The organism is Serratia odorifera (genome assembly GCF_041448735.1).
Classification (GTDB): Bacteria; Pseudomonadota; Gammaproteobacteria; order Enterobacterales; family Enterobacteriaceae; genus Serratia_F; species Serratia_F odorifera.
This window is the reverse complement of the sequence record NZ_JBGMUT010000001.1, coordinates 602,251-626,858: the sequence shown is the minus strand read 5'-3', so window position 1 is coordinate 626,858 and position 24,608 is coordinate 602,251. Positions and strand designations below refer to the sequence as shown.

At 56.7% G+C, this 24,608-nt stretch carries 24 protein-coding genes; 2 read left to right on the top strand and 22 right to left on the bottom strand.

What is annotated here, in order from left to right:
* Window positions 1-57: 57 nt before the first annotated feature.
* From lolE to lolC, 3 genes are read right to left on the bottom strand one after another with little or no spacing between them, the layout of a single operon-like run.
* On the bottom strand, window positions 58-1,305 hold the full coding sequence (gene lolE, locus ACCC84_RS02895; RefSeq protein ID WP_004964210.1) for a lipoprotein-releasing ABC transporter permease subunit LolE: 1,248 nt from the start codon (window positions 1,303-1,305) through the stop codon (window positions 58-60).
* Entirely contained in the window at window positions 1,305-2,009 is a 705-nt protein-coding gene (lolD, locus tag ACCC84_RS02890; protein WP_004964212.1) for a lipoprotein-releasing ABC transporter ATP-binding protein LolD, read from the bottom strand. Before lolD ends, lolE begins: the two co-directional genes overlap by 1 nt.
* Complete coding sequence (gene lolC, locus ACCC84_RS02885) at window positions 2,002-3,204, bottom strand: lipoprotein-releasing ABC transporter permease subunit LolC (RefSeq protein WP_004964217.1); 1,203 nt, start codon at window positions 3,202-3,204, stop codon at window positions 2,002-2,004. The genes lolD and lolC overlap by 8 nt, the downstream gene beginning before the upstream one ends.
* A 237-nt stretch (window positions 3,205-3,441) precedes the next feature.
* Between lolC and mfd the strand changes: the two genes are divergently transcribed.
* Window positions 3,442-6,921, top strand: coding sequence for a transcription-repair coupling factor (gene mfd / locus ACCC84_RS02880; protein WP_371901512.1), 3,480 nt, complete (start codon window positions 3,442-3,444; stop codon window positions 6,919-6,921).
* A 207-nt stretch (window positions 6,922-7,128) separates the two neighbouring features.
* On the opposite strand, the gene ACCC84_RS02875 is transcribed toward mfd, so the two are convergent.
* The 9 genes from ACCC84_RS02875 to ACCC84_RS02835 form a co-directional block, all read right to left on the bottom strand.
* Window positions 7,129-7,683, bottom strand: coding sequence for a glycine zipper 2TM domain-containing protein (locus ACCC84_RS02875; RefSeq protein WP_167535636.1), 555 nt, complete (start codon window positions 7,681-7,683; stop codon window positions 7,129-7,131).
* Window positions 7,684-8,041: 358 nt separating this feature from the next.
* Complete coding sequence (locus ACCC84_RS02870; RefSeq protein ID WP_039992201.1) at window positions 8,042-9,346, bottom strand: NAD(P)/FAD-dependent oxidoreductase; 1,305 nt, start codon at window positions 9,344-9,346, stop codon at window positions 8,042-8,044.
* Window positions 9,347-9,677: 331 nt separating this feature from the next.
* The gene (gene ycfP / locus ACCC84_RS02865) at window positions 9,678-10,220 is read right to left on the bottom strand and encodes an alpha/beta hydrolase YcfP (RefSeq protein WP_004964230.1); all 543 of its coding nucleotides are present in this window, start codon (window positions 10,218-10,220) and stop codon (window positions 9,678-9,680) included.
* 67 nt (window positions 10,221-10,287) lie between these two features.
* Complete coding sequence (nagZ, locus tag ACCC84_RS02860) at window positions 10,288-11,313, bottom strand: beta-N-acetylhexosaminidase (protein ID WP_371901511.1); 1,026 nt, start codon at window positions 11,311-11,313, stop codon at window positions 10,288-10,290.
* Between the two features lie 32 nt (window positions 11,314-11,345).
* Window positions 11,346-12,215, bottom strand: a complete 870-nt coding sequence (locus ACCC84_RS02855) for a phosphotransferase (RefSeq protein WP_004964234.1) — start codon at window positions 12,213-12,215, stop codon at window positions 11,346-11,348.
* Window positions 12,196-12,783: a penicillin-binding protein activator LpoB gene (gene lpoB, locus ACCC84_RS02850; protein ID WP_088499664.1), complete on the bottom strand. Its 588-nt coding sequence runs from the start codon at window positions 12,781-12,783 to the stop codon at window positions 12,196-12,198. Before lpoB ends, ACCC84_RS02855 begins: the two co-directional genes overlap by 20 nt.
* 30 nt (window positions 12,784-12,813) lie before the next feature.
* Complete coding sequence (locus ACCC84_RS02845) at window positions 12,814-13,203, bottom strand: YcfL family putative periplasmic lipoprotein (RefSeq protein WP_039992202.1); 390 nt, start codon at window positions 13,201-13,203, stop codon at window positions 12,814-12,816.
* 17 nt (window positions 13,204-13,220) lie between these two features.
* The gene (hinT, locus tag ACCC84_RS02840; RefSeq protein ID WP_004964244.1) at window positions 13,221-13,571 is read right to left on the bottom strand and encodes a purine nucleoside phosphoramidase; all 351 of its coding nucleotides are present in this window, start codon (window positions 13,569-13,571) and stop codon (window positions 13,221-13,223) included.
* Window positions 13,572-13,754: 183 nt separating this feature from the next.
* Window positions 13,755-14,138, bottom strand: coding sequence for a winged helix-turn-helix transcriptional regulator (locus tag ACCC84_RS02835; protein ID WP_088499663.1), 384 nt, complete (start codon window positions 14,136-14,138; stop codon window positions 13,755-13,757).
* Between the two features lie 102 nt (window positions 14,139-14,240).
* Between ACCC84_RS02835 and ACCC84_RS02830 the strand changes: the two genes are divergently transcribed.
* Window positions 14,241-14,987: an SDR family oxidoreductase gene (locus ACCC84_RS02830; protein ID WP_004964248.1), complete on the top strand. Its 747-nt coding sequence runs from the start codon at window positions 14,241-14,243 to the stop codon at window positions 14,985-14,987.
* Window positions 14,988-15,054: 67 nt separating this feature from the next.
* On the opposite strand, the gene ptsG is transcribed toward ACCC84_RS02830, so the two are convergent.
* From ptsG to fabD, 10 genes are all read right to left on the bottom strand, one after another.
* Window positions 15,055-16,488 carry a PTS glucose transporter subunit IIBC gene (gene ptsG / locus ACCC84_RS02825; RefSeq protein WP_004964251.1) on the bottom strand — a complete coding sequence of 478 codons (1,434 nt, stop codon included), beginning with the start codon at window positions 16,486-16,488 and terminating at the stop codon, window positions 15,055-15,057.
* Between the two features lie 340 nt (window positions 16,489-16,828).
* Window positions 16,829-17,605, bottom strand: coding sequence for a metal-dependent hydrolase (locus ACCC84_RS02820; protein ID WP_004964254.1), 777 nt, complete (start codon window positions 17,603-17,605; stop codon window positions 16,829-16,831).
* Between the two features lie 14 nt (window positions 17,606-17,619).
* On the bottom strand, window positions 17,620-18,627 hold the full coding sequence (holB, locus tag ACCC84_RS02815; RefSeq protein ID WP_004964256.1) for a DNA polymerase III subunit delta': 1,008 nt from the start codon (window positions 18,625-18,627) through the stop codon (window positions 17,620-17,622).
* Complete coding sequence (gene tmk, locus ACCC84_RS02810; RefSeq protein WP_004964258.1) at window positions 18,627-19,265, bottom strand: dTMP kinase; 639 nt, start codon at window positions 19,263-19,265, stop codon at window positions 18,627-18,629. The genes holB and tmk overlap by 1 nt, the downstream gene beginning before the upstream one ends.
* Window positions 19,255-20,280 carry an endolytic transglycosylase MltG gene (gene mltG, locus ACCC84_RS02805; protein WP_004964261.1) on the bottom strand — a complete coding sequence of 342 codons (1,026 nt, stop codon included), beginning with the start codon at window positions 20,278-20,280 and terminating at the stop codon, window positions 19,255-19,257. Before mltG ends, tmk begins: the two co-directional genes overlap by 11 nt.
* A 13-nt stretch (window positions 20,281-20,293) precedes the next feature.
* Entirely contained in the window at window positions 20,294-21,091 is a 798-nt protein-coding gene (gene pabC / locus ACCC84_RS02800; protein WP_004964264.1) for an aminodeoxychorismate lyase, read from the bottom strand.
* Between the two features lie 121 nt (window positions 21,092-21,212).
* On the bottom strand, window positions 21,213-22,454 hold the full coding sequence (gene fabF, locus ACCC84_RS02795; RefSeq protein ID WP_039992203.1) for a beta-ketoacyl-ACP synthase II: 1,242 nt from the start codon (window positions 22,452-22,454) through the stop codon (window positions 21,213-21,215).
* An 81-nt stretch (window positions 22,455-22,535) separates the two neighbouring features.
* On the bottom strand, window positions 22,536-22,772 hold the full coding sequence (acpP, locus tag ACCC84_RS02790; protein WP_004964267.1) for an acyl carrier protein: 237 nt from the start codon (window positions 22,770-22,772) through the stop codon (window positions 22,536-22,538).
* A gap of 154 nt (window positions 22,773-22,926) precedes the next feature.
* Complete coding sequence (gene fabG, locus ACCC84_RS02785; RefSeq protein ID WP_004964268.1) at window positions 22,927-23,661, bottom strand: 3-oxoacyl-ACP reductase FabG; 735 nt, start codon at window positions 23,659-23,661, stop codon at window positions 22,927-22,929.
* A gap of 11 nt (window positions 23,662-23,672) precedes the next feature.
* A complete protein-coding gene (gene fabD / locus ACCC84_RS02780) occupies window positions 23,673-24,602 on the bottom strand; it encodes an ACP S-malonyltransferase (protein ID WP_004964269.1) in 930 nt (309 codons plus the stop codon).
* Window positions 24,603-24,608: the final 6 nt, after the last annotated feature.

Below are 24,608 nucleotides of genomic sequence, written 5' to 3'. Positions count from 1 at the left end.
TTACCTACCTCATGCTAAAAAAATGGGGCTGCATCGCTGCGCCCCAATTTTTATCAATCATTGCCCGCTAAGTACCCGTGCCGGATCGATACGACTGGCACGGCGTGCCGGATACCAGCTGGCGAGCAGGCTGAGTACGATGGCGGTCGCCAAAACGATCAGCACATCCAGCCAGTGCAGCTCCGATGGCAGGAAATCGATGAAATAGATGTCGCCGGACAGGAAAGAATGACCGATCAGCTTTTCTATCCCCTTGATGATATTGGTCAGCTGGTATGAGGCGAAGACCCCCACTACCACACCGCTGACGCTGCCCACCAGCCCGGCCAGCAGCCCATACCAGACGAAAATGGCGCGAATGAAGCCGTCTTTGGCTCCCAGCGTGCGCAGCACCGCAATGTCGCCACTTTTATCCTTCACCGCCATCACCAGCGTGGAGACGATATTGAAGCAGGCCACGCCGATCACCAACACCATTGCCAGGTACATAATGGCGCGAATCATCTGGATATCGCGGTACATATAGCCGTACTTGCCAATCCAGCTTTTGATATACACGTAGGAATTGGTCACCTCGCCGGCGTCACGCACCAGCTTATTGGCGGCAAACACGTCGTTGACCTTGATGGCGATACCAGTGACACTGTCACCCATATCGAGATATTGCTGAGCATCGGCCAACGGCACCATCGCCAGACTGTGATCCAGCTGACCGCTGAGCTGTAAAATGCCGCTAACGTGCAGACGAATACGTTTCGGCTGCAGCAGTTTCATTTGCGGGTCGCTGTTGGGGATCATCACCGTCACAAACGAACCCTGTTTTACCCCCAACGCATCGGCAACGCCTTTACCCAGGATCACTTGCTGCTCGCCGCTGTGGAAGTTGGCCCAGGCGTCGCCCTGAACGTATTTCGGCAATGCGCTGAGTTGGTTTTCCTGCTGCGGATCCACGCCTTTCAGCTGTACCGCGCGCAGTTGGGCACCATTTTCCATCAGGCCGGTAAAGTTGATATACGGCGCCGCCGCCAGAATGCCCGGTACTTTTTCGACCCGTTGCAAAATTTGCGGCCAGCCGTTGAACGGCTGATTGACCGGTTCGATTTCACCGTGTGGCACAACAGCCAGCACGCGGTTTTGCAGTTCGCGTTCAAAGCCGTTCATCGCGCTGAGGCCGACAATCAATACCGCCACGCCGAGCGCAATACCAATGGTGGAAATCACCGAAATCAATGAAACCATGCCGCCGCGCCGCCGGCCGCGGCTAAAGCGTAGCGCCATCAGTAATGACAGAGGCGAAGCGCTCATTACTCGGCCCCCAGCAACGTCAATTGCGCCTGTAAATGTCCGTCACGCATCTCTAATTGACGATTCAGACGCTTTGCCAATTGCAGATCGTGCGTCACGACCAGGAACGCCGTGCCCTGTCGTACGTTCAATTCGCCAAGCAGATCAAAAATGCTGTCGGCAGTGCGCTGATCCAGGTTGCCGGTAGGCTCGTCCGCCAGCACCAGCGACGGGTTGTTGACCAGCGCTCGGGCAATCGCCACCCGTTGGCGCTCTCCGCCGGACAGCTCTGACGGGCGGTGTTTGCTGCGTTTTTCCAGCCCGACCGCTGTCAGCATCTCCAGCGCTTTTTCCTGCGCCTGCGCCGGTTTCATACCGCCGATCAGCAATGGCATCGCGGCGTTTTCCAGCGCGGTGAAATCCGGCAGCAAATGGTGAAACTGATAGATAAAACCCAGCTCGCGGTTACGCAGTTCGGCCTTGGCGGCAGAGCTCATGCCATTCATCGCCTGCCCTTTGAACACCACGCTGCCGGTGGTCGGCGAATCCAGACCGCCCAACAGATGCAGCAAAGTACTTTTACCGGACCCCGAACTGCCGACAATCGCCATCATTTCGCCCGGCTGCATGGCAAAACTGACATTGCGCAGCACGTCGGTATGCAGATTGCCTTCCTGATAGGTCTTGCACAGGTTGTCACACTGCAACAAAAGATGGTTACTCATAACGTAAAGCCTCAGCGGGTTGTACGGCGGCAGCGCGCCATGAAGGATAAAGCGTGGACAACAGCGAAACGGCCATTGCCGCAATGGCAATCATCGTCACCTGCAGCGGATCGACCGCCACCGGCAGCGACGCGCCGTCAATCAAGGCGCCAAGCACCGGCATCAGGTTGTTCAGATTGAGCGCCAGCAACACGCCAAGCAAGGTGCCGAGCAGCGAACCGATAATGCCGGCGCTGGCGCCCTGGGTCATAAATACCGCCATGATCTGCCGACGGGTCAGCCCCTGAGTTTGCAATATCGCCACTTCGCCCTGCTTTTCCATTACCAGCAGGCCGAGGGAAGTAATGATATTGAACGCCGCCACCGCCACGATCAGGCTCAGCAACAGCCCCATCATGTTTTTCTCCATGCGCACCGCCTGGAACAGCTCGCCCTTGCGCTCGCGCCAGTCTTTCCACGTGCTGCCCTGCGGCAGCGTTTGCTGACTGAGGGTGTCCACCGCCAGCGGCTGTTGCAGGAACAGTCGCCAGCCGGTGATATTGCCCGCCGGGTAACGCATCAGTCGTGAGGCATCCTGCTGATTGACCAGCAGTTGATATTCATCGACGTCGCTGTTGGCATGGAAGGTGCCGACAATGGTGAACACGCGCTGGCTCGGGATACGCCCCATTGGCGTAAACTGGCTGGCACTCGGCACCATCAGGCGCAGTTTATCGCCGCGCTTGACGCCCAGTTTCCCCGCCATTACCTCGCCGAGAATAATGTTGTATGCCCCCGGCTGTAGCTGCCGTTGCTTCACGTTGACCAGAAACGGCGTCAGCGGATCGGCTTCGTCGGGATTGACGCCAAGCATCACGCCGACCGCGACGCTGCGCGCGCTTTGCAGCACCACGTCGCCGGTGGTGAGCGGCGCGACGCGGTTAACGCCTTGCAGCCCCTGAACCGCGCTAGCCGGGAGTTGTTGAGGATTGATCGACCCTTGCGGACTGGTGATCAGCGCCTGCGGCATCAGACCCAGAATGTTGTTTTCCAGATCCTTTTCAAAGCCGTTCATCACCGACAATACGGTGACCAGCGCCATCACACCCAGCGTAATGCCGATGGTGGAAAGCCAGGAAACAAACCGACCGAAGCGGTCTGAAGCCCGCCCGCGCATGTAGCGCAGGCCAATGAATAACGCGACAGGTTGATACATGAAATCCGTTTTGTTGCCTTAGCTTAAGCAAAGTAACCATGGATAATAAAGGCTCTACCCTGATTAGGGAACCACCCGGCGCGTTTTATTCGCCGCGCGCGCGCTCAGGCTGAGCATTTAACCGCCATCGCGCCTTTTGCCTATGTCAGTTTGCCACCCGCTGGGCTAGTATAAGAGCAAAGAAAGGCACCTGTGACCACGCCTGACCACTTTCAATTTAAGATCAAAGATACCTGAATGAGCAATTCTGATAATCGTAGCCGTTCCGCGTCCGACTCTTCCCGTTACACCCTGCCCGAGCGTGCGGGCGATCTGCGCCAACTGGGGCAGTTGACCGGCTCGGCCTGTGCGGTCGAATGTGCGGAAATTATCGAGCGCCATAATGGTCCGGTAATGCTGATCGCGCCGGATATGCAAAATGCCCTGCGTCTGCGCGACGAAATTCAGCAGTTCACCGACCAGATGGTCAGTACGCTGTCGGATTGGGAAACGCTGCCGTACGACAGCTTCTCGCCGCATCAGGAAATTATCTCGGCGCGCCTGTCCAGCCTGTATCATCTGCCTACCATGGCGCGCGGCGTGATCATTCTCCCGGTAAATACGCTGATGCAGCGCGTCTGTCCGCATGAGTTTCTGCACGGCCATGCGCTGGTGATGCAAAAAGGCCAGCGCCTGTCGCGCGACAAATTACGCGCGCAGTTGGAACAGGCCGGCTATCGCAGCGTCGATCAGGTAATGGAACACGGGGAATTCGCCACGCGCGGCGCTCTGCTGGATTTATACCCGATGGGCAGCGAAGAACCTTACCGCATTGATTTCTTCGATGACGAAATCGACAGCCTGCGCATCTTCGACGTTGACAGCCAACGCACGCTGAGCGAGGTTGAGGCGATCAATCTGCTGCCGGCTCACGAATTCCCCACCGACAAAAACGCCATCGAACTGTTCCGCAGCCAATGGCGCGAACAGTTCGAGGTGCGCCGCGACGCCGAACACATCTACCAGCAGGTCAGCAAAGGCACCTGGCCGGCCGGCATCGAATATTGGCAGCCGCTGTTCTTCAGCCAGCCACTGCCGTCGTTGTTCAGTTACCTGCCGGACAACACCCTGATCGTCAACACCGGCAATCTGGAAAGCGCCGCCGAGCGTTTCTGGCAGGACGTCAATCAGCGTTATGACAGCCGGCGCGTTGACCCAATGCGCCCGCTGGTGGCGCCGGAAAACCTGTGGCTGCGGGTCGACAGCCTGTTTGCCGAACTGAAGGCCTGGCCGCGCATCGCGCTGAAAACCGAAGCGTTGCCCAAAAAAGCCGGCAATACCAATCTGGGCTATCAGACGTTGCCGGATCTGGCGATTCAAGCGCAGCAAAAGGCGCCGCTGGACAATCTGCGGCGCTTTATCGAAGGCTTCGACGGCAGCGTGATTTTTTCGGTGGAAAGCGAGGGTCGGCGCGAAACGCTGCAAGACCTGCTCGGCCGCATCAAGCTCAACGCCAGCCTGATACAGCGGCTCGAACAGGCTGAACCGGCAGGCCGCTATATGATGGTCGGCGCGTCCGAACGCGGGTTCCTTGATGGCCTGCGCCAGCGGGCGCTGATCTGTGAGAGCGATTTGCTCGGCGAACGCGTCAACCGACGTCGTCAGGACAATCGCCGCACCATCAATACCGATACGCTGATCCGTAACCTGGCAGAACTGCACCCAGGGCAGCCGGTGGTGCATCTGGAACACGGCGTCGGGCGCTACGTCGGCCTGACAACGCTGGAAGCCGGCGGCATCAAGGCCGAATACCTTATTCTCTCCTACGCCGGCGACGACAAGCTGTACGTGCCGGTATCATCGCTACATCTGATCAGTCGCTATGCCGGCGGTGCCGATGAAAGCGCGCCACTGCATAAACTGGGGGGCGATGCCTGGACCCGTGCACGACAGAAAGCGGCGGAAAAAGTGCGCGACGTGGCCGCCGAGCTGCTGGATATTTATGCCCAGCGTGCGGCGAAGAGCGGCTATGCCTTCAAGCATGACCGCGAACAGTATCAGCTGTTCTGCCAAACCTTCCCGTTCGAAACCACCCCGGACCAGGAGCAGGCGATCAATGCCGTATTGAGCGACATGTGCCAGCCGCTGGCCATGGACCGTCTGGTGTGTGGCGACGTGGGTTTCGGCAAGACCGAAGTGGCGATGCGCGCCGCCTTCCTGGCGGTAGAAAACGGCAAACAGGTGGCGGTATTGGTGCCAACCACGCTGCTGGCGCAGCAGCACTTCGATAACTTCCGCGATCGCTTCGCCACCTGGCCAGTCCGCATTGAAATGATGTCGCGTTTCCGCAGCGCCAAAGAGCAGCAGCAGGTGCTGGACGATGCCGCAGACGGTAAGGTCGATATCGTCATCGGCACTCATAAACTGTTGCAGAGCGATTTGCGCTGGAAAGATCTCGGTCTGTTGATCGTTGACGAAGAACACCGCTTTGGCGTGCGCCATAAAGAGCGCATCAAGGCCATGCGTGCCGACGTCGATATCCTGACGCTGACCGCCACGCCAATCCCACGCACCCTGAACATGGCGATGAGCGGCATGCGCGATCTGTCGATCATCGCAACGCCGCCGGCGCGCCGTCTGGCGGTGAAAACCTTCGTGCGCGAATACGATAGCCTGGTGGTACGCGAGGCGATTTTGCGTGAAGTGCTGCGTGGCGGACAGGTTTATTATCTGTACAACGACGTAGAGAACATTGACAAGGCCGCGCAACGACTGGCAGAGCTGGTGCCGGAAGCGCGTATTGCCATTGGCCATGGTCAGATGCGCGAACGCGATCTGGAACGGGTGATGAACGATTTCCACCACCAGCGTTTCAACGTGCTGGTCTGTACTACCATTATTGAAACCGGTATCGATATTCCCAGCGCCAATACCATCATCATCGAGCGTGCCGACCGTTTCGGGCTGGCGCAATTGCATCAGCTTCGTGGCCGCGTTGGCCGCTCGCATCACCAGGCCTACGCCTACCTGCTGACACCGAATCCGAAGGCGATGAGCGCTGACGCACACAAACGACTGGAAGCGATCGCCACCTTGGAGGATCTCGGTGCCGGCTTTGCGCTGGCGACCCACGATCTGGAAATTCGCGGTGCCGGCGAGCTGCTGGGCGAAGACCAGAGTGGCCAGATGACCACTATCGGCTTCTCGTTGTATATGGAACTGCTGGAAAGCGCGGTGGACGCGCTAAAACACGGCCGCGAACCGTCACTGGAAGATTTGACCAGCAGCCAGACCGAAGTGGAACTGCGCATGCCAGCGTTGTTGCCGGATGATTTCATTCCTGACGTAAATACTCGCCTGTCATTCTATAAGCGTGTTGCCAGTGCGAAAAACGAAGGGGAGCTGGAAGAGCTGAAAGTCGAGCTGATCGACCGTTTCGGCAAGTTGCCGGACGCGGCGCGCAATCTGTTGCACAGCGCGGCGTTGCGCCAGCGTGCACAAACCCTGGGTATCAAGCGCATCGAAGGTAACGAGCGCGGTGGATTTATCGAGTTTGGCGACAAAAATCGCGTCGACCCCGGCTATCTGATTGGCCTGTTGCAAAGCAAACCGCAGGTTTACCGTCTGGATGGTCCCGCCAAGCTGAAGTTTATGCTCGACCTGAGCGATCGCAGCAAGCGGTTGACGTTTATCGACGAGTTACTGACGGCGTTCCGCGAGCATACGCTAGCGGCATGATAGCGCACGTTGAGCGTCGTTCTGCCGAGACTATCGGCAGGACGCAGCTTTTTAACGGTGCGGCTCAATCATCACGACTCGCTCAATGGCGCAGCCGTGCGGCGAGCAAAATGGTGGGCAAATAGAAACCCGCGTCAATGTTAATGCCACTCGCTCAACGTATTGAGCGATCAGAACTAACACTGGCCGCGGGTTTAATTCTTGTCGTTACGCCTGGGTCGTGGTTGGCTTGTTCAACACCAGCTGGCCACTTTTATCCAATGGGATTTGCGTACCCGGATCGTGATCCATACGGATCTTGCCCTGCTGGTCACCGATCTTGTAGGTCACATCGTAACCCAGCGTTTTCTGTGATTTGTCATACACCGTTTTACAGCGCTGCTGTGTGCTGGTGGTGGTGTCATTGTTCTGCATCGAGCCCTGGATCTGGTTACCGGCATAGCCGCCGCCCAGCGCACCGACCACGGTGGCAACGTCACGGCCGCGTCCGCCGCCGAACTGATGACCAATCACCCCACCGGCAACCGCCCCCAACACCGAACCGGCAATGCGGTTTTCATCCTGCACCGGCGCACGGTGTGTCACCGTGACGTTGCGGCATTCACGGCGCGGCGTCTTGATGGTTTCCTTGATCGGTGTTGCATTGAGCACCTGTGCGTACTGTGGGGCGGAAGAGAAAACGTTCATACCACCGGCGACGGCAGCAATGCCCAGCGCCGCTGCTACGCCAATTCCTACACCCGCTAACATTGACTTGTTCACAGGAAATCCTCCTGAAAGTGTTACCACGCATTTTGCACCGGGGAATTCTACCAACGTTGCACCGCGCTTATTATTTTGCGCATCGGCGGCACGCGATCTCCCGGTTTACGGCGTGCGCGCTGCGCCGTCTGTAAACACCATAAAGTCTGCACAAGGATTGTTGTTGCTGCAATAAGACGATGTGACCAAAGATGCGGGAAATCATGCAATCCGGCGTTGTTTAGGAAGAATCTTAACTATCCGCACGAAAATAATAACATTTTATCCTGCCAATCCGCTTGTCGTCGTCCCAATCTGACGGCGTAGTTAAAAAAAAACCACGCCATCGCGGCGTGGTTTTTGACTGGCATGAAAACGCTTAGTGCATCTTCAAACGCGGGCGAATCACGCGGTTAATACCGCCCACCAGCATCATCAGACCGGTTTTGACGTAACCGTGCAATGCCACCTGGTGCATACGGTACAGCGAGATATAAACCACGCGGGCAATCCGCCCTTCCACCATCATCGAGCCGCGCATCAGGTTGCCCATCAGGCTGCCGACGGTGCTGAAACGCGAAAGCGATACCAGCGAGCCGTGGTCTTTATACACATACGGCTTCAGCGTTTGGCCGTTGATCAGCGCCAGAATGTTGCTGAAGCAGCGTGAGGCCATCTGGTGCGCCGATTGCGCGCGCGGTGGCACAAAACCACCGCCTTCTTTCGGGCAGGATGCACAGTCGCCGATGGCGAATATGTTCGGGTCGCGGGTGGTTTGCAGCGTCGGCTCAACCATCAGCTGGTTGATACGGTTGGTTTCCAGGCCACCGATGTCCTTCATAAAGTCCGGTGCCTTGATGCCTGCCGCCCAGACCATCAGATCGGCGTCGATGAATTCGCCGCCTTTGGTGTTCAGGCCATGTTCATCGGCGCTGGTCACCATGGTGTTGGTCAACACTCGCACGCCCAGTTTATTCAGTTCCTGATGCGCCGCAGCGGATATACGCGGCGGTAACGCCGGCAAGATGCGCTCACCCGCCTCAACCAGCGTTACGTTCAGCGCGCTGTTGTCCAACCCTTCAAAACCGTAGCTGTGCAGTTGCTTCACCGCGTTATGCAGTTCGGCAGACAGTTCAACCCCGGTGGCACCACCGCCAACGATGGCGATGTTCACCCGCTCTTTGTCGCCCGGCTGCGCCGAGAACTTGAGGAACAGGTTCAGCATTTCATTATGGAAACGTCGTGCCTGATGCGGGTTATCCAGGAAGATGCAGTGATCTTTCACCCCTGGCGTACCGAAGTCGTTCGAGGTGCTGCCCAACGCCATGACCAGAATGTCATAGGTCAGTTCGCGAGCCGGCACCAATTCTTCACCCTGCTCATCGCAGATCTGCGCCAGCTGCAGCGTTTTTGCGTCACGATCGATGTTGGTCAGCGAACCGAGCTGGAAGCTGAAGTGATGATTGCGGGCATGCGCCAGGTAGCTCAGCGCATCCACACCGTCATCCAGAGAGCCGGTTGCCACTTCATGCAGCAGCGGCTTCCACAGGTGGCTGTGGTTGCGGTCTACCAGCGTGATCTCGGCCTTGTTCTTGCGACCAAGTTTGTGGCCCAGGCTGGTAGCCAGTTCCAGGCCGCCGGCGCCGCCACCCACAATGACGATTTTCTTGATTGGCATTGTCAAAATAACCCTCTAAATGTGAACCAATTGTTACCTAAGGGTAAAGAAATAATATCCTTAGAATACATAGGGTTCGCTTAAAATAAACCTGCTGTCTGAGCTCAGAATAGCATGGGAGGTTATTTGGTCATACCAAAATTGATATAGGTCAATTTCTTTTGGTTAAAGGCTGGACGTGCGGGGATTTTGACGATTGTGATTCAAATAGTTAGCACCAGATCACATTTTTGTCTTTAGCATGCGGCTGTCAATTTATTTGCTTTTATAGCAACAACAACCGCCAATTATCGACATCATGACAATAATGGCGGCCATCTGACAGGTTATAAAACTGTTACGCCAACGTCTTGAACGCCTTGATACGTTGCAGATGCGGTGAGATATCTTTGAATTTATGCGTCTGCCGTTCATCCCAGACGATTTCATAATATTTATGCAACAGTGACGCGCTGCGCTGGTTGTCCAACACGTCGTCCTGTCGCGACAACAATACCAGACAGCGATCGCGGTTTTTTTCGCGAAAATCCTCGACGCACTTGGTGGCGATATCGCGATATTCTTCCGGACGATCGATCTTGCCGTGCATGTGCTCTTCCGGGAACAGGTTCGGGTTGATCGCCACTTGGCGGATACCGCACAGGAAACCGATACGCTCGGCCCAGAAGCCCCCCAGGCCAACGCCGCAAATCAGCGCCTGCTGTCCACCAGACTGCTGTAATGCCTTGTCCACCTCTTTCAACAGATGCTGCATGTCATGGCGCGGATGCAAGGTGCTGTAACTGATAAAACGCACGTCCGGATCGATAAACTGCAACTGCAGCACTTTTTCATGATTGCCGGGACTGGTGGAATCAAAACCGTGCAAATAGATAATCATAAGGATCCTCGCAACAAGCCGAGGGCCGCAGCGCAACCCTCATCATTTAACGCCGCAATACGACGCGCTACGGCTTCACCACGCCGCGCTGTTTGTGCTCTTCCCAACGTTCGCTGAGCGCAGTCAACTGCTGATGCGCCAGCTTCCAGCGTGCGGAATCACGCAGTTCCTGGCGGGTAAACCGGCCTTGATGATACAACCGCTGCAATTTCTCTGTTTTGACCGGGGACAGGTTATCCAGCACGCTGACGGCACCGGCCCGGTTGTTGCACACCAGGATCATGTCACAGCCGGCATCCAACGCGGCCTGTCCTCGTTCGGCATAGCTGCCCATGATCGCCGCGCCTTCCATCGATAGATCGTCGGAGAAAATGATACCGTCAAAGCCCAGCTCTTCACGCAGGATCTGCTTGAGCCAGTACGGTGAACCGCTGGCCGGACGTGAATCTGCTTCAGTATAGATGACGTGTGCCGGCATCACCGCGTCCAGCAGTTGGCGGTTGATCAGCTCGCGGAAGATCCACATATCATGCTCGCGGATCTGCGCCAGCGGTCGTGGGTCACGCGGGGTTTCCTTGTGCGAATCGGCGCTGACCGCCCCGTGTCCCGGGAAGTGCTTGCCGGTGGTTTTCATTCCGGCGCCGTGCATCCCCTGGATAAAGCGTTCCGCCATCGCCAATGCCTGTGCCGGTTCGCTGTGGAATGAACGTTCGCCAATCGCCGCGCTGGCATGGCCGATATCCAGCACCGGCGCAAAGCTGATGTCGATATCCTGTGCAATCATTTCTGCCGCCATCAGCCAGCCGGCCTCCTGCGCCAGGCGACCGGCTTCATGCGCCTCATGCAGCGCAGCAAACGACTGCGCCCCCGGCAGGCGGGTAAACCCCTGATGGAAACGCTGAACCCGCCCGCCTTCCTGATCGACCGCCACCACCAGCCGGTGATGCGAGGCGGCGCGAATTTGCCGCACCAGTTCGCCTAACTGTGCCACATCATGGAAATTGCGGGTAAACAGGATCAACCCGCCGACCAGCGGGTGCTGCAAAATTTCACGCTCTTCGGCATCCAGCTCATAGCTGGCGACATCTAACATTACTGGGCCCACGGCCACCTCACTTCATTGATTCATTCGGAACGGGGTAATGATAAACAAAAGCGCTGGCGCAACGCTGCGGCCCAGCGCAAAAACTCACTCTCGCCGCTTTGTTGCCAGCGGACTTCGAACCACATCAGCATCAGATAATCCACCCACGGCAACCAGTGTGATATCTGCGATGTCAGCCGGCGCGCATCGTGGTAACCATACTGCACATACTGTTCAATAAACTGCTGGCACTGCTCGCCGGACCAGGCGTTGAATCTAAACATCGCCGCCAGTTCAAGCGCGACGTCACCGTCGGCGGCGTACTCCCAGTCAATCAAGCGCACGCGCTGCGGCTGGGCAATCATGTTGTCTGGGTGGATATCCATATGCAACGGTGCCAGCTTGAGCGGCTGCGGCGCAGCCGCATGCAGAAAACGTTGCTGTAATCGCAGCCAGGCCGGGGTTATGCGCCGCCGGTCGAGATGTTGCCAATAATGCTGGTACCGACGCGGCAGGTCCAGCCGATAGCCGCTGAGCGGCCGTTGATGCAGACCCGCCGTCAAACGTGCCAGCCCGCCGTTTTGCCGCAGCTGGTCGAATACCGCCTCAGTGACAACGTCACCTTCAAGCCACTCGACGATAATCCAGCGCGCATTCTGGGCAACCACCGTCGGACCAAGCGTAACCGCGCTGCGACGCAATAGCCGCGCCTCTCGCTGACGGCTGACGCCCAGCACCGACTTGTCTGGCGTTTGCTGACGCGCCAGCAGACAGATGCCCTCACCCTCGATGCGCCAGCTTTCCCCCGTCAGCCCCTGTACCGGGCTAAAACGACAACCGGCGGTTTTCACCGCCGGCAGCCTGGTTTGCAACAGTGTTCGCAGTTCGGCGTTAGCGTTTGACGTCGCCATTGCCTGACCAGACAATTTCACCGCTTTGCGCCAACATCAGCTGCATGTCCATTTGCGGTGATTTTACGTCACCGCTGACGTCGCTGTACAAGACATACTGCGCGCCGACGATACGAGCCAGACCGATGGCCTTGCTGCGCGAGCCCAGGCTGTCGTCCGCCGACAGGCCGAGCGTTTGCTTGGCGCTGGCCAGTTGGGTTTCCGGCACCACGCGGAAGGTCTGATTCGAGGCCAACGCCTTATGCAGCGCCGCGGTCGCTTTGCCGGTTTGCAGCGAACCGTTGGTGTTGTTTTTTACGCTATCCAGCAGCAGCACGCTGCCCGGCGTCACGCCATCGGCTTGCAGCATCTGGCTGACCAGCGGTTGTACGCTGCCCAGCCAATTGAAGCTCTGGATTTTCGGCGGCTGCGGCACCGGCTCGGAGACTGGCGGCTCCGGCTGCTGAGGCACTTCAGGCGTCGGGGTTACCGGTTCAATGGTCACCGGCGGTTGTGGTTGTTCCGGCGGGCGTTGCAGACAGCCGGTCAACACCAGCGCAGCCAAAGCCACAAATAGATACTTTTTCATTATTCTCTCCAACGGGGCCAAGCGCATGGCTTATAAAAAGATGTACAGACGCGCACGCCTGGCTTCCAGATTGCCATTAATGGAATAGACCTGGGCATCTGAATTCGGCGCAACGGTAATTTCACGCGGTTTTTCGAACGGCCGGATATCCAGCCCCTGATCGTCATACCAGAAGAAACGGTAATGCACGGTGACCGGGGTCGGCTGGGTGTTGCTGAGCACCGAGGTGGCGATCATCCGCCCCGAGGCGTCGTTGACCACCGGGCGATTGGCCAGAATGCCGGCGGTCAGCACCGGCGAATCCATCACCACCGTTTGACGTTCATTCACCGCAATACCTTCCGGGCTGCTACAGCCCATCAGCAGCGCTGCGGGTAACACCAGCGCCATCAAGCAACGCAGCGGTTTGGTATAGCGCATGGTATCCCTCGCAATAATCAGTAAGACAGCATCGGGCCGAGCGAACAACCGCCAACCAGATGCATATGAATATGATAGACCTCTTGGCCGCCATGGCGATTGCAGTTGATGATCAGCCGATAACCGTCTTCAGCAATGCCCTCCTGGGCGGCAATCTTCGCCGCGACGGTCACCATACGCCCCAATGCGGCTTCATGCTCGCGGGTAACGTCATTCGCCGTCGGGATCAGCACGTTGGGCACAATCAGAATATGCGTAGGCGCTTTCGGCGAGATATCGCGGAAGGCGGTGACCAGTTCGTCCTGATAAACCACATCAGCGGGAATTTCTTTGCGAATAATTTTACTGAAAATAGTTTCTTCGGCCATCTGGAATTCCTTGTTAGCTAAAAAGAAGGTTTACGCAGTATGAGTGACAAATTCTACTGCTTTCAACCTGATTGCGCACTTTCTGCGTCGAGTGGTGCAGAATCAGCCAGCCTCGCTGGTGATAGCGGCGTTTGGATGCCGGTCACGCCTGCGGGTTCGGCAGCGAACGCCCACCGTTGGGCATCAACGGTCAGCGCCGATCAACTGCGGCGCGTGGCGATGCATCCAGTCGGCCAGGCTGTCCAGCGTTGGCCGCAGCGTCTTGCCCAGTTCGGTAATCTGATATTCTACCCGTGGCGGCACTTGCGGATAAATATGCCGCGTTACCAACCCACGTTGTTCAAACTGGCGCAGCTGGCGCGTCAACTCTTTTTGCGCGATCGGTGCCACCGCGCGTTGCAGTTCACCAAATCGCACCGGCGCATCGATAATCATCAGCCGGTATAAGATCGGAATTGCCCACTTTCCCGACAGCAGATTGACAAAATCCACCATTGGACAGGGTTGCCCGGCGCTGGGCAAGCGGGTCAAATTTTTTTCTTGCGGGCATGCCGCGCTGTTGGTCATTTGTTTCCTCCCGCCCCTTTAGTATCCAAATGGTACCTACTATGCAAAGGATACTATAACGCAAATAATCAGGCTATCACCAGCCAAACCAGAGGAAAGAACATGTCACGATTGCAAAACAAATACGCCTTGATTACCGGCGGCACCAGCGGCATTGGGCTGGAAACCGCCCGTCGGTTTATCGCCGAAGGCGCCACGGTAGCGATTACCGGCCGCAGCCGCAGTGGACTGGAAGCGGCAAAACGTCAATTGGGCGAGGTGGTTACGCTACTGAGCGATGCCGGTGACGTGGCACAACAACGCCAACTGGCACAGCAGTTGGCACTGCACTGGCCACGCCTCGACGTGCTGTTTGTCAACGCCGGCGACGTTACTCACCATTCGCTGGAAGAATGGGACGAGGCAGAATATGAGCGCCTGATGAACACAAACCTCAAAGGGCCGTTTTTCCTGATTCAGGCGCTGCTGCCGATGCTGGCCAACCCGGCCTCTGTCATTCTGTGTGGTTCGGTCAGCGCGCATATCGGCCTGCCGCAAAGTAATGCCTACGCCGCCAGCAAGGCCGCTTTGCTTTCATTGGCACGCACGCTGTCGGGTGAACTGCATCCACGCGGTATTCGCGTCAATGGCCTCAGCCCTGGCCCGACGGAAACCCCGGCCTTCGGCAAGCTCGGATTGCAGGACAAGGATCAGGAGACGCTGAAACAGGAAATTCGCGCGCTGGTGCCGATTGGCCGCATGGGCCACGCACTGGAACTGGCGCACGCCGCGGTATTCCTGGCCTCGGACGAATCGGCGTTTATGGTCGGCGCTGAACTGCAAATGGACGGCGGCGTGGGCAATCTGTAGCCAGCGCGGCAGGCCCTGGCAATAAAAAAGGGAGGCTTTCGCCTCCCTCAAAACTCCCCTACCTGAATCAGTTGTTACGGATGTATTCATCCATATCGGTTTTCAGGTTATCGGACTTGGTACCGAAGATCGCCTGGACGCCAGAGCCGGCAACCACTACGCCCGCCGCACCCAGTTTCTTCAGACCAGCCTGGTCCACTTTCGACACGTCGGCCACGCTGACGCGCAGACGGGTGATGCAAGCATCCAGGTTGGTGATGTTTTCTTTACCGCCGAAGGCCTGAACCAGCGCTGCGGACATTTCTGAACCGCCCTGTGCGCTCTGTTCTGCAGCGTTATCTTCACGACCTGGCGTTTTCAGATCCAGTTTGGCGATCAGCACGCGGAAGATGGTGTAGTACACCAGACCGTAGATGATACCAACGATTGGGAACAGCCAGATTTTGCTGCTGTTGCCGCTCAGTACGATAAAGTCGATCAGACCGTGCGAGAAGCTGGTGCCATCACGCATGCCCAACAGAATACAGATTGGGAACGCCAGGCCAGCCAGGATTGCGTGGATCACATACAGGATCGGCGCAACGAACATGAAGGAGAATTCGATCGGTTCGGTGATACCCGTCAGGAACGAGGTCAACGCGGCGGAGATCATGATACCGCCCACTTTCGCGCGGTTCTCTGGTTTGGCCGAGTGCCAGATGGCAATCGCCGCTGCCGGCAGACCGTACATTTTGAACAGGAAGCCACCGGACAGTTTACCCGCGGTCGGATCGCCCGCCATATAGCGTGGGATATCGCCGTGGAACACCTGGCCTGCCGCATTGGTGAATTCACCAATTTGCATCTGGAAAGGTACGTTCCAGATATGGTGCAGACCGAACGGCACCAGAGAACGCTCAACCACGCCGTAGATGCCAAACGCCACTACCGGGTTCTGATAGGCAGCCCACTGTGAGAAAGTCTGGATGGCAGTACCGATAGGTGGCCAGATAAAGGACAGGATCACACCGAGGAAAATCGCCGCCAGGCCGGAAATAATCGGCACGAAACGCTTGCCGGCAAAGAAGCCGAGATATTCCGGCAACTGGATGCGGAAGAAGCGGTTAAACATGTAGGCAGCGATCGAGCCGGAGATAATCCCCCCCAGCACGCCGGTATCCGCCAGGTGTTTGGCTGCGATCTCTTCGGCAGGCAAATGCAATACCAAAGGCGCGACCACCGCCATGGTCTTCACCATGATGCCGTAGGCTACCACGGCGGCCAACGCAGAGACGCCGTCGTTATTGGTGAAGCCGAGCGCCACACCGATAGCGAAAATCAACGGCATATTGGCGAATACCGACCCGCCCGCTTCCGCCATCACGTGAGAGACTACCGCCGGTAGCCAGCTAAAATTGGCGGAACCGACGCCCAGCAGAATACCTGCGATAGGCAGTACGGATACCGGCAGCATTAGCGATTTACCTACTTTTTGCAGGTTTGCAAATGCGTTCTTGAACATAGTTGAGTGTGCTCCTGAGTAATAGTGCTTTGCTACTTCTTCGCGCGAATTTTCGCGTTGCAAGGGGGGGAGAAAATCCCCTGCAATTCAGGGTGTCTGAGCACCCCTTGAATTTTTACGCAGAGTAAAATAAATAGCCTGCGTAATGTTTGATGACAGTCACGTTTCGCCCAATAAGACGCGGCATTTTTCTTAAAAGCGCATTTTTTTGTAAAAAAAGATGAAAAAATGCACATTTCCCGACCTAAAACGGCGATGAACATTACCCGTTTCAGTAATTAATTACGAGCTTAAAAAAAAAGATGCGATCGGTGACTGTCCCCTAAGCCTAGGCCAAGGATCAGAGTTCGAGGTGAAATAAGCGTGAAAAATTGGCGGTGGTGGTCTCTGCCAGCGTCTCAAGGCTTACGCCTTTCAAAACAGCCAGGTATTCAGCCACATCGCGCACATACGCGGGTTGGTTTTCTTTACCACGGTGTGGAACCGGCGCCAGGTAAGGTGAATCCGTTTCCACCAGCATACGATCCAGCGGCACATAACGCGCTGCGTCACGCAGTTGCTCGGCATTGCGGAAAGTGACAATACCGGAGAAGGAGATATAAAATCCGAGATCCAGCAGCGCTTGTGCCGTTGCCCGATCTTCGGTAAAGCAGTGCAGCACGCCGCCGCACTCTTGCGCTTGCTCTTCTCGCAGGATCCGCAGCGTATCTTCACGCGCATCACGCGTATGGACGATCACCGGTTTATTCAGATCGCGGCCAATACGGATGTGTTGACGGAAGGATTCCTGTTGCAGCGCCCAGTTGTCTTTTTGATAAAAATAATCCAGCCCGGTTTCTCCCAGCGCTACCACCTGCTCCGCCGCCGCCAGCTGACGCAGTTCGTCATAATCGTAGCCGTCGTCCAGATTCAGCGGGTGTACCCCACAGGAAAACGCCACATCGGCGCGCGGCCCGATCAGATCGGTCATTGCCCGATACCCCGGCAAGGTGGTGGCCACCGCCAGGAAAAAGCCAACGTCACGCGCTTTGGCCTTTGCCAGTGCGTCGTCCACATTTTGGTGCAGCGTTTGGTAGTCCAGGCTGTCAAGATGGCAATGAGAATCTACTAACAACATAATATTTAACTCTTTTACAGCGAATGAGGGTGAGAATAGCCGGCAGAGGCAAACATCTGCTCCCAGCTAAGTAACTGTTCGGTCAGCAGCAGTTCGCGGTTAACGCCAACCACGCTGAGCAATTGATGTCGACAGTGCAACCATTGTTGAACGATGTGTTGCAATGACGCAGCGCTGAGCCGCGTGGCCAGTTGCTGTACCAACGGCAACCGGTCCTGGTTGAGCACAAAGCCCGCCGCGCCCTGCTGCCACTTCATGGCATCGATCAGAAGACTACACAGCCAGTGTAGACGCTCTGCCACGTTGTCGTGATTCAACACCGGCAACAGTGCCAGCATATCCTGGCCCAGTAGCGCATCATGCAGCACGCCGCACAGCGCGCTGCGTTGTTGCCAACGTTCCGGTTGCAGCAATTGCTCGGCGGCAATAGGCGCGCCGTCGTGCAGTCGCAGCGCCGTCAGGCAATCGGTCGGATTGCCCACCGCCTGCCGATTCAACCATTGCAGGCTGAGCTGTTCGTCGGGACTGTTGAGATGCCAGTAAAAACAGCGGCTGCGCAGCGTGGCCAGCAGGCGCGAAGGCTCTCGGCAACCCAGCAGGAAATAGGTATTGGCTGGCGGTTCTTCCAGGGTTTTCAACAGCGCATTGGCCGCCGCTTCGGTCAGCGCTTCGGCCTGCGCCAGCCAGACAACCTTGGCGCCCCCCTGCTGCGCATGCGAATATAGCGTTTCAATAACCTGGCGAATTGGCTCGATCCCCAGGCTGCTTTTGCCCTTTTCCGGCGCCAGTACATGATAATCCGGGTGATTACCCGCCAGCATCAACCGACAGGAATGACAGGTACCGCAGCTTTTTTCGCCGTTGCGTTGCTGGCAAATCAGCCAGCGGCTAATGCCATAGACCAGCGCGTCATCACCATTGCCGGCCGCCGCATGCAGCAGCAGCGCGTGATGCCCGCGCCCGCCGGCATATTGTGCGATCAGTTGACGGTAGGGCGCATTCAGCCACGGATACCAATTCATCAGGCGTGTTCCTGTTGTTGCAGCCACGCAGCAACGCAACGGCCTATATCACCCGTCACCTGCTCCAGCGGTTGTGCCGCATCAATGGTGATTATCGTTGCATCCGCTGCCGCCAGTTGCTGATAGCGAGCGCGAGTACGTTCAAAGAATGGCAAGGCTTCCTGTTCGATACGATCCAGCGCACCGCGCGCCTGTGCCCGCTGTAGCCCGACCAGCGGCGGTAAATCAAGATAGAGCGTTAAATCGGGGCGAAAATCACCCAATACGGTATCGCGCAACGATGCCATCAGGCGCTGATCCACGCCGCGGCCACCGCCCTGGTAAGCCTGTGATGACAGATCGTGCCGATCGCCGACCACCCAGGCGCCACGTGCCAACGCCGGCTTGATCACCGTTTCCACCAGTTGTACGCGCGCGGCGTACAGCATCAGCACTTCAGCCTTGATGGTCGGCAGCTCACCTTGGTAACCGCGCTTGAACAGATCGCGCAGCTTTTCCGCCAACGGCGTACCGCCCGGTTCGCGGGTGAAAACGATGTCGTTGATACCATGCTGGCGCAATACATCGACCACGGTGTCGCGTGCAGTGGTTTTGCCCGCGCCTTCCAGCCCTTCAATAACCACGAATTTACTGTTCATTCTTTTCCTTCAACGCCTGACGGTAAAGGCGCACCGCCTTATTGTGGCTCGCCAGGTTAGTGGTAAAGGTATGGCCGCCCTTGCCGTCGGCAACAAAATACAGATAAGGGGTTTTAGCCGGGTGCGCGGCGGCCTCCAGCGACGCCTGGCTCGGCATGGCGATCGGCGTTGGCGGCAATCCATTGATCACATAAGTATTATAAGGTGTCGGCGTTTCCAGATCCTTGCGGCTGATATTGCCATTATACCCTGCGCCCATACCATAAATGACCGTCGGATCGGTTTGCAGCCGCATGCCGATACGCATACGGTTGACGAACACCGAGGCGACTTTGGTGCGCTCTTCTGGCACGGCGGTTTCTTTTTCAACGATCGATGCCATGGTCAGCAGCTGTTCTGGTGTTTTATAAGGCAACGACGTATCGCGCCCCTGCCATGCATCTTCCAGAGACTTTACCATGCGCAAATGTGCACGCTTGAGCAAGGCAATATCGGTCATACCGGCGGTATAGGCATAGGTATCGGGATATAAACGCCCTTCAGGCTTAACGTCTGCCGGCAGGCCGAGCGCCTCGGCGATTTGCGCCTCACTCTTGCCGGCTAGCGTGTGTTTCAGATATGGGGATTGCTGCAACACTTGCAGCCAGTCACTCAGACGGGAGCCCTCGATAAAACGGGCGCTGAATTGCGCTTCCTTGCCGCTGGCCAACAGTTCCAGCATCTGGCGCACCGTCATGCCCGGCGTGAAGCGATAAGTACCGGCCTTGAATTCAGCCAGCTCAGGTTCAAGCTTCAACAACCAGGGGAACCATTTTCCGGAACGAATCAATTTGTCACGTACCAGCAGACCTTCCAGCGCCACGCGGCCGGTGCCGGCAGGCAGTTTGAAGATCGCTTCCTGCTGAATCGCCAACGGCGTATCGGCAAAGCGCTCAACCTTCTGGTAACCCCAAAACAGCAGGGCCAACGCCAGAACAATCACTAACGAAACAATCTTCAGTTTTTTTCTCTTCATCAATCAGCCATGGTCAACAGTGTGGGCTTAAAAAATCGTATAACCGGCGCGAGTGATAATGCCACTGATGCGCCATATTAACCGGCAGCAAAGGCATCAGTGCATTGCTCACCAACACCTCGTCGGCATCGGCCAGGGTAGTCAGCGGCTCGCTGACGCAATACAGCGCATATTCGCTGCCCGCCAGCAGCGCCATCACCCGACGGCGCATCAGGCCAGCTACTCCCGCCTGGCCAAGATCCGGCGTGTAAACCGCCTTTCCCTTACGCCAGAACAAATTAGCCGCACAGCATTCCACCAGCAACCCGGCAGTGTCAAGCACCAGCGCCTCGTCGGCGTCAGTCTGGTCAAGATGCGCGCGAATCAGCACCTGCTCCAGACGGTTAAGGTGTTTCAGGCCGGCCAACAGCGGGCTGCGCGCCAATGGCACCGGGCTGAGCGCCAAACGGATCCCCCGTTCACGCAAACGCAGATAATGCTGTGGATAGGCGCTGCGCGACACAATGCGCGTCGCATGACTGCACCCTTGCGGGCTGTAACCACGGCCGCCGCTGCCGCGTGTCAGTATCGCTTTGACCACGCCTAGCGGGATAGATTCTGCCGCGTGACGCATTTCCAGCTCCAGGGCCGGCCAATCGGTATGCGGCAACATCAATCGCTGCGCCGCCTGCTGCATCCGCTCGATATGCCACGGCAACAGGTCGATTTGTCCGTCAACCACCCGCGCGGTAGTGAAACAGCCGTCACCGAACTGCAGCCCGCGATCGCTTGGCGCCAGCGCATCGTGTTGTTGCCCATTAATCCAGTACATCTCTCCCCCTGCGAGTTTCGGCTTTGATGACAGAATAACAGGCACAGCTGCCAGTTGGCCTGGCGTGGCATAAAAAAAGCCCGGTGCAAGACCGGGCTTCCAGAGACAGACCAAACGACGTTTAAACGCGACGGAAAATCAGCGAGCCGTTGGTGCCGCCAAAACCGAAGGAGTTACACAGGGTGTATTCCAAATCGGTTACCTGACGCGCCTCGTGCGGTACAAAGTCCAGCTCGCAACCTTCATCCGGGTTATCCAGGTTGATGGTCGGTGGAACCGCCCGATCGCGCAGCGCCAGCACGGTGAAGATCGATTCAATCGCACCTGCAGCACCCAACAGGTGGCCGGTCATCGATTTGGTCGAGCTGACCATCACCCGTGCCGCATCGGCACCAAACACCGATTTGACCGCTTGCGCTTCCGCTTTGTCACCGGCTGGCGTTGAGGTACCGTGCGCATTGATATAACCAACTTGTGACGTTGTCACACCGGCGTCTTTCAACGCGTGCTCCATTGCCAATGCCGCACCAGCGCCGTTTTCCGGTGGTGAGGTCATGTGGTAGGCATCGCTGCTCATACCAAAGCCGACAACTTCTGCGTAAATTTTTGCACCGCGTTTTTTGGCGTGTTCGTACTCTTCGAGCACCATCATGCCTGCGCCGTCGCCCAGTACGAAACCGTCACGGTCTTTGTCCCATGGACGGCTTGCCGCCTGCGGGTTGTCGTTGCGGGTGGACAGCGCGCGCGCTGCACCGAAACCGCCGACGCCCAATGGGGTACTGGCTTTTTCTGCCCCACCGGCCAGCATAACGTCGGCATCATTGTAAGCAATGATACGCGCGGCATGGCCAATGTTATGCACGCCTGAGGTACAGGCCGTGGCGATCGAAATGCTCGGACCACGCATGCCATACATGATGGTCAGGTGACCGGCAATCATGTTGACGATGGTGGACGGCACAAAGAACGGGCTTATTTTACGCGGGCCGCCGTTGACCAGAGAACTGTGGTTTTCTTCAATCAGACCCAGGCCGCCAATGCCGGAGCCAATAGCGGCGCCAATACGGCCGGCGTTGGCCTCGGTGATATCCAACCCGGCGTCCTGCATGGCCTGCATGCCGGCGGCGATGCCGTACTGAATGAAGAGGTCCATCTTGCGCGCATCTTTGCGAGAGATGAAATCCTCAACGTTAAAATTCTTTACCAAGCCAGCAAAACGCGTTGCATAGGCAGTAGTATCGAAATGTTCGATCAGGCTGATGCCACTCTGACCGGCAAGAAGAGCGTTCCATGTGGACTCTACCGTATTGCCGACAGGAGACAACATGCCCAGTCCGGTCACAACTACTCGACGCTTAGACACGTTTGTCCTCCAAGGAGGGAAAATATGACACTAGAGATAGAAAAAACTTAGGCGGTCGAGTGACCGCCTAGATATGTTCGCTTACTGCTGGTTGTTGTTGATGAAATCAATAGCTGCCTGAACAGTAGTGATTTTCTCAGCTTCTTCGTCTGGAATTTCGGTATCGAATTCTTCTTCCAGCGCCATTACCAGCTCAACAGTGTCAAGAGAATCAGCACCCAGATCTTCAACGAAAGAAGCAGTGTTTACCACTTCCTCCTGTTTAACACCCAGTTGCTCAACAATGATTTTCTTAACGCGTTCTTCGATAGTGCTCATACTCTTAAATTTCCTATCAAAACTCGCTTTCGCGATGGTTTTCGTAGTGTATAAAATGTTGAAAAAGATGCAACTAAATCCCGGCTGGTCAAACCACGATTTTACGCTATTTTGCGGTTTTTACCCCAAATAACGCAAATAGTTTTCGCATTTTTTAAATCATGTACATGCCGCCATTGACATGCAATGTTTCACCGGTGATATAGCCAGCCTCATCAGAGGCTAAAAATGCAACAGCGCTGGCGATTTCTTTAGCATCACCCAGCCGATTGGCTGGAACCGATGTCAAAATGCCTGCACGTTGATCTTCTGTCAACGCCCGTGTCATGTCCGTCTCAATAAAGCCAGGAGCCACGACGTTGACCGTAATGCCACGAGAAGCAACTTCACGTGCCAAAGATTTGCTAAAACCAATCAAGCCGGCTTTAGCCGCCGCGTAGTTAGCCTGCCCTGCGTTGCCCATGGTTCCGACAACGGAACCGATGGTGATGATCCGGCCAAACCGCTTTTTCATCATAGCTCGCATTACCGCTTTTGACAGACGGAATACGGAAGTCAGATTAGTATCAAGAATATCCTGCCACTCATCGTCTTTCATACGCATCAGCAGGTTATCACGCGTAATGCCGGCATTATTCACTAAAATGTCGATTTCGCCAAATTCCGCACGAATCGATGCCAGCACGCTGTCGATTGATTGAGCATCAACAACGTTTAACATAACCCCTTTGCCGTTTGCGCCCAGATAGTCGCTGATGGCTTCCGCGCCCTTTTCACTGGTCGCGGTACCGATAACTTTTGCGCCACGCGCAACAAACGATTCTGCAATAGCCCGGCCAATACCGCGGCTTGCGCCGGTGACCAGAACAATTTTTCCTTCGAAGCTCATTGTTTTCCTCTTTATTGTTCAAGCGCCGCTGACAGGCTGGCTGGGTCGTTAACCGCCGCTGCCGTCAGGGTGTCGACAATGCGTTTGGTCAGGCCGGTGAGCACTTTGCCCGGACCGACCTCCAGCAGCGAGTCGACGCCCTGCGCCGCAATGAATTCTACGCTTTCGGTCCAGCGCACCGGGCTGAACAACTGGCGAACCAGCGCGCTGCGGATCGCTTGCGGATCGGTTTCGCTGCGCACGTCGACGTTGTTGATCACCGGGATCTGCGGTGCGTTGAAGGTGACGTCTTTCAACGCCTCGGCCAGCTTGTCTGCCGCCGGTTTCATTAACGCACAATGCGAAGGTACGCTAACCGGTAACGGCAGCGCACGCTTGGCACCAGCGGCTTTACAGGCAGCACCGGCACGCTCTACCGCGTCCTTGTTGCCGGCAATCACCACCTGGCCGGGTGAGTTGAAATTCACCGGTGCAACCACCTCGCCCTGGGCCGATTCTTCGCACGCCTTGGCGATAGCGTCGTTATCCAGGCCAATAATGGCATACATGGCGCCGGTGCCGACTGGCACCGCTTCCTGCATCAGTTTTCCGCGCAGCTCGACCAGACGGATTGCCGCCTTAAAATCCAGTACGCCCGCACATACCAGCGCGGAATATTCACCAAGGCTATGGCCAGCCATCAACGCCGGCATTTTCCCGCCCTGTTGCTGCCAAACGCGGAAAATGGCGACCGACGCCGCCAGCAACGCAGGCTGCGTCTGCCAGGTTTTATTCAGTTCTTCGGCCGGCCCCTGCTGCACCCGTTGCCACAGGTCGTAACCCAGGGCATCAGACGCCTCGGCGAAGGTCTGTTCAACTACAGGATACTGGGTGGCCAACTCGGCCAGCATGCCAACGGTCTGTGACCCCTGGCCAGGAAATACCATTGCAAATTGCGTCATTTTTTC